Source organism: Synechococcus sp. BA-124 BA4 (assembly GCF_034931165.1).
On sequence record NZ_JAYGIA010000010.1, the window covers coordinates 19017 to 28735 of the forward strand.

9 protein-coding genes are annotated in these 9719 nt (G+C 68.1%); 6 read left to right on the top strand and 3 right to left on the bottom strand.

What is annotated here, in order from left to right; translation table 11 throughout:
- Positions 1 to 5: 5 nt before the first annotated feature.
- Entirely contained in the window at positions 6 to 728 is a 723-nt protein-coding gene (locus VB734_RS01910) for a cytochrome c biogenesis CcdA family protein (RefSeq protein WP_197162620.1), read from the top strand.
- The gene (locus tag VB734_RS01915; RefSeq protein WP_197162618.1) at positions 725 to 2047 is read left to right on the top strand and encodes a cytochrome c biogenesis protein ResB; all 1323 of its coding nucleotides are present in this window, start codon (positions 725 to 727) and stop codon (positions 2045 to 2047) included. The genes VB734_RS01910 and VB734_RS01915 overlap by 4 nt, the downstream gene beginning before the upstream one ends.
- On the opposite strand, the gene queF is transcribed toward VB734_RS01915, so the two are convergent.
- Positions 2019 to 2489: a preQ(1) synthase gene (gene queF / locus VB734_RS01920; RefSeq protein ID WP_231594615.1), complete on the bottom strand. Its 471-nt coding sequence runs from the start codon at positions 2487 to 2489 to the stop codon at positions 2019 to 2021. The two genes, VB734_RS01915 and queF, sit on opposite strands and share 29 nt — an antisense overlap.
- Before the next feature lie 267 nt (positions 2490 to 2756).
- Here queF and VB734_RS01925 point away from each other — a divergent pair, with 267 nt between their 5' ends.
- Both VB734_RS01925 and VB734_RS01930 read left to right on the top strand, forming a co-directional pair.
- The gene (locus VB734_RS01925) at positions 2757 to 2981 is read left to right on the top strand and encodes a DUF4278 domain-containing protein (protein WP_197162616.1); all 225 of its coding nucleotides are present in this window, start codon (positions 2757 to 2759) and stop codon (positions 2979 to 2981) included.
- 349 nt (positions 2982 to 3330) lie between these two features.
- Positions 3331 to 3669, top strand: coding sequence for a P-II family nitrogen regulator (locus tag VB734_RS01930; RefSeq protein WP_006171995.1), 339 nt, complete (start codon positions 3331 to 3333; stop codon positions 3667 to 3669).
- 86 nt (positions 3670 to 3755) lie between these two features.
- On the opposite strand, the gene VB734_RS01935 is transcribed toward VB734_RS01930, so the two are convergent.
- Positions 3756 to 4577 (bottom strand): TlyA family RNA methyltransferase, encoded by an 822-nt coding sequence (locus VB734_RS01935; protein ID WP_322781799.1) that lies wholly within the window; start codon positions 4575 to 4577, stop codon positions 3756 to 3758.
- Between the two features lie 56 nt (positions 4578 to 4633).
- Between VB734_RS01935 and purB the strand changes: the two genes are divergently transcribed.
- Positions 4634 to 5929, top strand: a complete 1296-nt coding sequence (gene purB / locus VB734_RS01940; RefSeq protein WP_322781800.1) for an adenylosuccinate lyase — start codon at positions 4634 to 4636, stop codon at positions 5927 to 5929.
- Positions 5930 to 5996: 67 nt separating this feature from the next.
- Here the strand turns inward: purB and VB734_RS01945 are convergent, their stop codons facing one another.
- Positions 5997 to 8906, bottom strand: a complete 2910-nt coding sequence (locus tag VB734_RS01945) for a DEAD/DEAH box helicase (RefSeq protein WP_322781801.1) — start codon at positions 8904 to 8906, stop codon at positions 5997 to 5999.
- Between the two features lie 69 nt (positions 8907 to 8975).
- Here VB734_RS01945 and VB734_RS01950 point away from each other — a divergent pair.
- A partial coding sequence (locus VB734_RS01950; protein ID WP_323242887.1) for an aminotransferase class I/II-fold pyridoxal phosphate-dependent enzyme occupies positions 8976 to 9719 on the top strand: 744 nt, incomplete at its 3' end.

Genomic DNA, 9719 nt, shown 5'->3' on the forward strand with positions numbered 1-9719 from the left:
TCCGGATGACAGGCCTGCCCCTCTCGGATCTCGCCCTCTGGAGCGAGCAGCTGCTTCAGCGCTCCCTCTCATCGCCTGGGCCGCTGACCTTCACGGTGGTGTTCAGCGCTGGTCTGCTCACCAGTCTGGGCCCCTGTTCACTCTCGCTGCTGCCGATCACTGTGGCCTACATGGCCGGCTTCTCCAGCCAGGAGGCGCCTGGGCGGGCCTGGCAGCGCAGCCTCAGTTTCGCCGCAGGAATCGTGGCAGCCCTCGTGCTGCTGGGGGGGACCACCTCTCTGCTCGGGCGGCTCTACGGCCAGGTGCCCGGGGTGGTGCCCACCGTGGTGGCCCTGCTGGCGGTGGTGATGGGTCTGAACCTTCTGGGTCTTGTGCGGCTGCCCCTGCCTGCCGGTCCCGATCCCGAGCTGTGGCGGCAGCGGGTGCCAGCGCCTCTGGGCCCTCTGGCGGCCGGTGCCGCCTTTGGCCTGGCGGCCAGTCCCTGCACCACGCCGGTGCTGGCGGTGCTGCTTGCCTGGATCGCCCAGCAGGGACAGCCCATGGTGGGCATGCTGCTGCTCACCTGTTTCGGCGCGGGCCAGGTGATTCCCCTGATGCTGGCGGGCACGGCGGCTGCGGCCATGCCCCGACTGCTGGCCCTGCGGGAGGGCAGCCGCTGGATCCCGCCGATCAGTGGCGTGGTGCTGCTGGCCAGCGGCGGGCTGACCCTGCTGGCCCAGCTGCCATGAAGGTCCTCAGCCGCCTGGCCGCCTGGATCTCGGATCTGCGGCTGGCCATCGGACTGCTTCTGGTGATCGCCCTGGCCAGTGGCCTGGGCACGATCATTCCCCAGCAGGACACGGCCGAGGTGTACCACCAGGCCTACGACGCCCGCCCCTGGCTGGGGCTGCTGGATGGCGACTGGATCCTGAAGCTGGAGCTGGACCACGTCTATGCAAGCACCTGGTTCCTGGCCCTGCTGGCCTGGCTGGGGCTCTCGCTGGTGCTCTGCAGCTGGCGGCGCCAGTGGCCCGCCCTGCAGACGGCCCTGCGCTGGATCGACTACCGCTCCCCCCGTCAGCTGAGCAAGCTGAGCCTGGCCGAATCGCTGCCAACAGCCCAGCCCCGCGCCGACCTCGACACCCTCGCCCAGGTGCTGAAGAGCCAGCGCTGGCAGCTCAGGACCCAGAGTGATCGACTGGCCGCCAGACGCGGGATTCTCGGCCGGGTGGGGCCGCTGCTGGTCCATGCCGGCCTGGTGGTGCTGATGGTGGGGGCGTCCTGGGGGGCCCTGGCCGGACAACGGCTGGAGCGCTTCCTGGCCCCCGGCCACGACCTGCAACTGCTCAACCAGCGCGGTGAGAACCAGATGACCCTGGCGGTCGACGCGTTTCGGATCGAGCGCGATCCCGCCGGGCGGCCGGAGCAGTTCCGCTCCGAGCTGCGCCTGCTCGATGCCGAAGGAGAGCCCCTGCGGCGCAGCGAGATCAGCGTCAACCATCCCCTGCGCTTCCGTGGGATGACCGTCTATCAGGCCGACTGGGCCCTGGCGGCGATCACCGTGCAACTGGGGCGCAGCCCTCTGCTGCAGCTGCCGTTGCGCAGCCTCCCTGAGCTTGGGGACCAGGTGTGGGGCCTGGCCCTGCCCACCAGGCCGGACGGATCCGAACCGGTGCTGCTGGCCCTGGGCAGTGAGCTGGGCCCGATCGATGTTTACTCGGCCCAGGCCCAGCTGATCGGCCGGATCACCCCCGGGGGCGAGGCCCTGGAGATCGCCGGTCTACCGCTGAAGGTGGTGGAGGTGATGCCAGCCAGCGGGCTGCTGCTGAAGCGGGATCCGGGAGTCCCGCTGGTGTACGGCGGTTTTGCCATTGCCCTGCTGGGCGGGGGCCTGAGCCTGATCGCCACCCGTCAGCTCTGGGCCATCGCCGATGACGACCAGGGCCAGCTGCATGTGGGCGGGCTCTGCAATCGCAACCTCACGGCGCTGGCCAACGAACTGCCGCTGCTGCTGGAGCACCTGAGGGCGGGGGCTGAGCTCAGCAGGGCTGCCGCTGACCATGGCTGACCCGGATCACCGTGTGCACGTTGCCACGGGGATTGAAGTCGGCCTCCAGCTGCATCCAGACCGGCGCGGCGGCGGCCACAAGATCATCGAGGATGCGGTTGGCCACCTCCTCGTGGGAGATGCTGCGGTCGCGCCAGCTGTTCACGTAGAGCTTGAGGGCCTTGAGTTCGAGCACACTCGGGCCGGGCTGGTAGATGAGGCGCAGCACGGCGAAGTCGGGATAGCCGGAGAACGGGCACTTGCAGGTGAACTCCGGCAGCTCGATCGACACCTCATAGGCACGGCCGCGGCGGGGATTGTCGAAGCAGATCAGCGGGGCCTCCTCGCTGATCAGTCGCTCGCCATAGCGCGGGCGGACGGTCTCCTCCTGGACATCCACGGCTGAGGTGGCGCTGGAGGCGGAGCCTGAGCTGGCCGTGCTGGAGCTGGCAGGGAAGGACATCAGCGGTGAACGAACGGGAGACGACGGGAAACCGATCGTAGGAACGGCCTTTTCATGAAGAATACTGAAGCAGAGGATGATTTTGTTCGCTCTGAACAGTGCGATTCGCTAGAAATGGCCTGAAGGACAAAACGTTGGACATCTTTGGGAGGGCCCTTCAGCCCTCCTGTCGGAAGTAGCCCCACGCCAGGCGAAGCAACGCTCCTTCCCACGACTCGGCACCGCACCTGCGGGGACGGTGTGCTCCATCCCTTCGAGACTTCAGTCATGACCCAGGACCAACTTGTCTACCGGGGTGTCCCCTACGACACCCACCAGCACCAGGTGCTCCTCAGCGTCGAGCCGGTGGAGCATGTGTACCGAGGCGTTCACTACCGCATGCCGCTGAAGCATGAGCCCCAGCCCGTGGACGAAAGCCTCGAACTTCACTACCGCGGGCACAGCTATCACCACCGCCGGCAGCAGGCCCAGCGCGATCTGCAGGCGGCCTGACTCTCGCCCGCCGGATGGCGAGTAGCAACAGCTACGCCGGAGCCCAGCGCACTCAGGCCTAATGGCCGCAGTGCGCTGGGCTCCTTATGGACCTCCTCCTCGCCAGCAGTCATGGCGGTTTTCGCCTCAAGCCCCAGTCGGCCCTGGGGATGGTCTGGCTACAGACCCACTTCGACGATGCCGTGTGGTCCCACCTGGCCACCGGCAGAGTTCAGGTGAGTCCAAGCTCCGCCGATCGGCTTTGTCAGGATGCCCTGTCCGCGGGGCTCCGGGTCAACCGAATCCCCAACCTTTCCCTCCCTCTCAGCGATCCCTCCTGAGAGACTTGATCCGAACCATTGGAGACTCCATGAAAAAAGTTGAGGCCATCATTCGTCCGTTCAAGCTGGAAGATGTCAAGGTGGCTCTGGTGAATGCCGGCATCGTTGGCATGACGGTGAGTGAAGTGCGCGGCTTCGGCAGGCAGAAGGGCCAGGTGGAGCGCTACCGGGGTTCTGAATTCACCGTGGAATTCCTGCAGAAACTCAAGCTCGAAGTGGTGGTCGACGACGACCGGGTCGACACCGTGGTGACCGCCATCCAGGATGCAGCCCGCACGGGCGAGATCGGCGACGGCAAGATCTTCATCAGCTCCGTGGGCACGGTCATCCGCATCCGCACAGGCGACCGCGACAGCACCGCGATCTGACTCGGCGACCAGCCACCGCTTCAGCACGGTCCTGCCGGGGATCCCTTGGGGTCTCCGGCTTTTTATTTCGGACCGCTTGATGGTGGTCAGCCAGTCGTGAGGGTGCGTCTCACCAGGGCGCGGATCAAGTCGTCCGTCACCAGGGCATCCGCCGGTGCAGGATCCGAACGCAGCCAGAGCAGATATTCGTGGTTGCCGGCGGGACCTGTGAGCGGTGAGGCGATCAGGCCCCAGGCCCAGAGGCCAAGCGGGGCCGCGGCGACGATCACCGCCGTGATGGCCTCGGCATGGGCGACCGGGTCACGCACCACGCCGCCTTTGCCGACCCGCTCGCGACCCACCTCGAACTGGGGTTTCACCAGAAGCACGGCCTCGGCCCAGCCGGGCTGAAGCAGGGCTCGCAGAGCCGGCAGCACCAGGGCCAGGGAGATGAACGAGACGTCGGCGACCGCCAGGTCTGGCCAGGGATCCTCAGCGCCATAGAGCTGCTCGGGAGTGAGGCGGCGCAGGTTGGTGCGCTCGCGCAGCACCACCCGAGGGTCGGTGCGCAGGCTCCAGGCGGTCTGGCCGTAGCCCACATCGATGCCATACACCCGCTCGGCGCCGTGCTGGAGCAGGCAGTCGCTGAAGCCGCCGGTGGAGATGCCGCCATCGAGGCAGACGCGCCCCGGCACCTGCAGGGGGAAGGCCTCCAGGGCCGCCACCAGCTTCTCACCGCCACGGGAGACGAAGCGGGGCGGGTGCTCCACCTCGGGCCGCAGATCCGGGGCCACCTCCTGGCCGGGCTTGTCGAGCACCCGGTCGCCGCTGCGCACCCGTCCGGCACGGATCAGCTGCTGCGCCTGCTGACGGCTTGCTGCCAGGCCCAGCGCCACCAGATGCTGATCGAGCCGCTGCTTGCCTGCCATCGGGATCCCGTTGGGGTCGACCCATAGATTGACCAGGACGTTGCCACGCGCTGGCCTTGATCGAGCGTTACACCCTGCCCGAGATGGGCCGCATCTGGAGCGAAGAGGCCAAATTCCAGAGCTGGCTTGATGTGGAGATCGCCGCCTGCGACGCCAATTGCCAGCTGGGACGGGTGCCTCAGGACGCCATGGCTGAGATCCGGGCGCGGGCCCGCTTCGAGGTGCCCCGCATCCTGGAGATCGAGGCGGAGGTCCGCCATGACGTGATCGCCTTCCTCACCAACGTGAATGAGCACGTGGGCAATGCGGGCCGCTACATCCACGTGGGCATGACCAGCTCCGATGTGCTCGACACGGGCCTGGCCCTGCAGCTCAAGGCGTCGGTGGCGGCGCTGCGGGTCGAGCTCGATCAGCTGGCCACCGCGCTGAGGACCCTGGCCACGGAGCACAAGGACACGGTGATGATCGGTCGCTCCCATGCGATCCACGGCGAACCGATCACCTTCGGCTTCAAGGTGGCGGGCTGGCTGGCCGAAACAGAGCGGAACCGGGAGCGACTGGAGCGGCTGGCCCAGGTGGTGGCTGTGGGTCAGATCAGCGGGGCCATGGGCACCTACGCCAACACCGACCCCGAGGTGGAAGCCCTCACCTGCGCCAGCCTGGGCCTGGAACCTGACACCGCCAGCACCCAGGTGATCGGCCGTGACCGCCATGCGGAGTACGTGCAGACCCTGGCGCTGGTAGGCACCTCCCTGGAGCGGTTCTCCACTGAGATCCGCAATCTGCAACGCACCGATGTGCTGGAGGTGGAGGAGAACTTCGCCAAGGGGCAGAAGGGCAGCTCGGCGATGCCCCACAAGCGCAACCCCATTCGCAGCGAGCGGATCAGCGGCCTGGCGCGGGTGCTGCGCAGCTACACGATCGCCGCCCTGGAGAACGTGGCCCTCTGGCACGAGCGCGACATCAGCCACAGCTCTGTGGAGCGGATGATGCTGCCCGATTGCTCCTGCACCCTGCATTTCATGCTGCGGGAGATGACGGCGGTGGTGAAGGGTCTCGGGGTGTATCCCGAGAACATGAGCCGCAACCTGAATGTCTATGGCGGGGTGGTGTTCAGCCAGCGGGTGCTGCTGGCCCTCGTGGAGAGCGGCCTCAGCAGGGAAGATGCCTACCGGATCGTGCAGCGCCACGCCCACGACGCCTGGAACCGCGAGGGGGGCGACTTCCGGGCCAACCTGGCCGCCGACCCCGAGGTGAACTCACGGCTCAACGCTGATCAGCTCGAAGCGTGTTTCTCCTGCGATCTGCACCGCGCCCAGCTGGATGTGATCTGGGAGCGGGTTGGGATCTGAACCTGCTGGATCTGCACTCCCGCTGTGCTGGTGGCTGACGGCTGATGGCACCGCAAGGGCACCCTGATCAGGCCGTTTGGGGTGCTGCTGGGCGGGCCGTGGCCGGAGTGGCAGGAACGGGCGGCGGTAAGACGGGGGCCGCTTCGGCGCGCAGATCAAGAAATTCCGACACCGGAAAGCGGTTGATCGCCTGGAGTGCCTTGCGGGCGGTGGTCCGCAGCTGCTCACTGATCGCTTCGGCGTAGGGCACCTGGGCCAGCAGATCGACGGTGCGGCGCAGAATGCGCACGACGTCGCCTTCATCGAGGGAGGTGTTGGCGATCACGTCGTTCCAGCTGCTGCCGCGGGCCCAGGCATGGACCAGCCCCATCAGCTCGGGCTCCCACCAGGCCGGCACCACCACATGGGCCCGCTCCTGGTGGCGCAGCAGTTCCCGGCGCAGGCCGCTCAGATCGTGGAGGGCCTCCTCCGCCCGCGGCGGCGGAGGAAAACCGCTCCAGAGGTCGGGGCGGTTCACTTCGGTGCTGATCGCCTCGAACACCGCCGCCAGTTCCGCCGGGTTGAGTTCATCAAGGTGGCCGCTCATCAGGGCCAGACCCAGCCAGAGCTCGTTGTCGCCGCGCAGGGCGGCCACGGTGCGGCCCACCTCGGTGGGCTCCAGGCCATCGGCTCCGGCCAGCGCACCGAAGGCCCGCAGGATCTCAATCAGGGCCAGGAAGGTGTCCCAGTGGCGGTTGGCGCGGTGGTGCAGCAGCCTCTGGCGCTCCTCGATCTCCTCGCTCAGTTCCTCCATCCGCCGCCGCTGCTTCTTGAGCTGGCGCCGGTCGCCCCAGCGGTGGGCGGGATGCTGCTCGAGCTCCTCCTCCAGCCGCTGCACCAGCTCCGCCTGGCTGCGCACCTCCCCCGCCAGGTCGTACTGGGGGGTGTGCATGTCATGGCGGCGGGCCATCGAAGCCACCGCCAGGGCCAGACCACCGCTGGCGTTGTCGCCATGGCGAATCTCCCCGGCATGCTCCAGGTGGGGTGCCGCGATCGAGTCCACCTGCAGGCAGCTCAGCTCGGCATGGAGGCTCACCACCCCATGGCAGGGCACCAGGATCCAGACGTTCTCATCGGTGAGGCAGAGCAGCAGCGGGAACTGGCCGGAGCCCTTCTGCTTGGCCACGATCACCGCCGGGGTCACCCGGCCCCGCAGCGGGGGGGCCTTCAGGCTCACCAGAGTGCCCTCACTGGCGAACTGCAGCGCCAGGGTGAGTTCATGGGCCAGGGTTTCCTCAGCCTGCTGCTGCAGGATTCGCTGGATGCGCCGCTCCTCCCGCAGCCGCTCCCGCTGCTTCTCGTAGGCCTCGAAGTCATCCCAGGGGATGTCGGCGGTGGGACCCGCCAGCTGGGCCAGCTGGGCGCGCAGGGAGGCGATGCTGGATTCGTCCTCCACCAGATCCAGAGTGGCCAGATAGCGCCCGAAGCTGCGCTTCACCAGCTGTTTGGCCTTGGCCAGGTCGTAGCGCTGCAGGAGGTTCAGCACCATGCCGTAACTGGGGGTGAACTGGCTCACCAGCGGATCGGCTGGACTGGTGGCCAGCTGTCCCGCCTCGCGCACCCCCTCGAAACGGCTCTGCACCGTGACCACATAGCCCTGCACATCAAGGCCGCGCCGGCCGGCCCGGCCGGCCATCTGCAGGAACTCGCTGCCCATCAGCGGCCGGTGACCCCGCTCGGTGCGCTTCGAGAGAGCCGAGATCACCGTGGTGCGCGCGGGCATGTTGATGCCGGCGGCCAGGGTCTCGGTGGCGAAGACCACCTTGATCAACCCCTGCTGAAACAGCTCCTCGATCAGTTCCTTCCAGGCCGGCAGGACGCCGGCATGGTGGGCGGCGATGCCGCGGGTGAGAGCCTCGGCGTGGCCCCCCTCGCGCACCGCTTCCGGGGTGGCGGCCACGAAGGCATCGAGCCGGGCCACGATCAGGGCCTGCTCCGCCTCGCTCACCAGACAGACACGGCCCAGGTCGCGCACCGCCTTGTCGCAGGCGCGGCGGCTGAAGATGAAGTAGATCGCCGGCAGCATGTCGCGCTCGGCCATCTGGGCCACCACGAAGGGCAGTGGCGCCGCCTCCGGCTGGGGTGGTTTCGGGCTCCTGCCCTTGCGCCTCTCCCCCTTCGGCGCCCGCCACACCTTGCAGTTGGGGTGCAGACCCGTGCCCTGCTCGTTGAGCAGCGGGTGCAGTCCCTTGGCGCTGCAGAAACTGAAGGCCAGCGGCACCGGCCGGTGATCGCTGACCACCAGCGTGGTGGGGCCATGCACCCGCTCGATCCAGTCGGTGAGCTGCCCGGCGTTGGCCACCGTGGCCGAGAGGGCCACCAGCTGCACCGGCGGCGGGCAGTGGATGATCGATTCCTCCCAGACCGTGCCCCGCTGGGAGTCGTTCATGTAGTGGCACTCATCGAGCACCACCGCCTCCACATCAGCGAGGGGATCGTCTCCCCGGTCCACCTCCGCGTAGAGCATGTTGCGGAAGATCTCGGTCGTCATCACCACGATCGGCGCTTCGCGGTTCACGCTCAGGTCTCCGGTCATCAGCCCCACCTGATCAGCCCCGAACTGCTCGCGGAAATCGCGCAGCTTCTGGTTGGAGAGGGCCTTCAGCGGCGTGGTGTAGAACACCTTCTGGCCATGGGCCAGGGCCCGGTGGATGGCGTACTCGCCCACCAGGGTCTTGCCGGAGCCGGTGGGGGCGCTCACCACCACGGAATGGCCCTGGTTGAGGGCGTCGATCGCCTCCAGCTGGAAGGGATCGAGGGGGAACGGGAAGAGCTGATCGAGGGGGGGCACCTCACTGGGGACCACAGCCAGATCCTTGCTGGAGCCCAAAGACAGATCCTTCACCGCCTCAGGCCTGTAGCTCTCGGCCAAGGATGCTGGAACCGCCGCTGGAACCGCCGCCGGATCAGGAGGAGCGTTGGAACCGGCGGTTTGCATCACCCAATCTTATGGGCTGCCCAGCGAGCAGAGTGGTTGAAGTGCAACTGCCCTGGCGGTGCCTTCCGCGTGGCCCGTGATCCGCTCGATTCGATTCAGCAGGCCCTCGCGGGGGTGCCCGAGCAGCGTCGGCGAAGGCTGCGCACATTTCGCCCCGGCCCCGCCGCCACCCTCCTGCCCGTCGATGCCGGCCCACTCCGAAGGCCCCTGCTTGATCTCGCCAGCAACGACTACCTCGGGCTGAGCGCCCACCCCAGCCTGAAGGCGGCGGCCATGGCCGCCATCGGGAGCGAAGGGGTGGGCTCCGGCGGATCACGGCTGGTGAGCGGCACGCGCCCCTCTCACGTCCGGCTCGAGGCGGCCCTGGCCCAGTGGCTGGGTCGCGAGCGGGTCCTGCTCTTCCCCAGCGGCTTTCAGGCCAATCTGGCCGCGGTGCTGGCCCTGGCCGACCGCCACAGCGAGGTGATCGCCGACCGGCTGATCCACCACTCCCTGCTGGTGGGGATCCAGGCCAGCGGCGCCAGGCTGCGCCGCTTTCGTCACAACGATCGCTCCGACCTGCGCCGTCTGCTGGAGCGCGGAGCCCGCAGCGAGCCCGACCGGCGTCAGCTGGTGGTGAGCGAAAGCCTGTTCAGCATGGAGGGCACCAGCCCCGACCTGGCCGGCATCGCCGCAACCTGCAGGGAGTTCGGCGCCCTGCTGCTGGTGGATGAAGCCCACGCCCTCGGGCTGCTGGGCCCCGGTGGCCGCGGCCTGGCCTGGGGTCTGGCGGGGGTGAGCCTGGTGAGCGGCACCTTCGGCAAGGCCTTCGGC

Excerpts from the sequence above, each read along its gene's own strand:
- VB734_RS01935 (WP_322781799.1), bottom strand. The coding sequence starts at position 4,577 with ATGGCAGGCAAGCAGCGGCTCGATCAGCATCTGGTGGCGCTGGGCCTG.
- queF (WP_231594615.1), bottom strand. The coding sequence starts at position 2,489 with ATGTCCTTCCCTGCCAGCTCCAGCACGGCCAGCTCAGGCTCCGCCTCC.
- VB734_RS01915 (WP_197162618.1), top strand. The coding sequence starts at position 725 with ATGAAGGTCCTCAGCCGCCTGGCCGCCTGGATCTCGGATCTGCGGCTG.
- VB734_RS01910 (WP_197162620.1), top strand. The coding sequence starts at position 6 with ATGACAGGCCTGCCCCTCTCGGATCTCGCCCTCTGGAGCGAGCAGCTG.
- VB734_RS01925 (WP_197162616.1), top strand. The coding sequence starts at position 2,757 with ATGACCCAGGACCAACTTGTCTACCGGGGTGTCCCCTACGACACCCAC.
- VB734_RS01930 (WP_006171995.1), top strand. The coding sequence starts at position 3,331 with ATGAAAAAAGTTGAGGCCATCATTCGTCCGTTCAAGCTGGAAGATGTC.
- VB734_RS01945 (WP_322781801.1), bottom strand. The coding sequence starts at position 8,906 with ATGCAAACCGCCGGTTCCAACGCTCCTCCTGATCCGGCGGCGGTTCCA.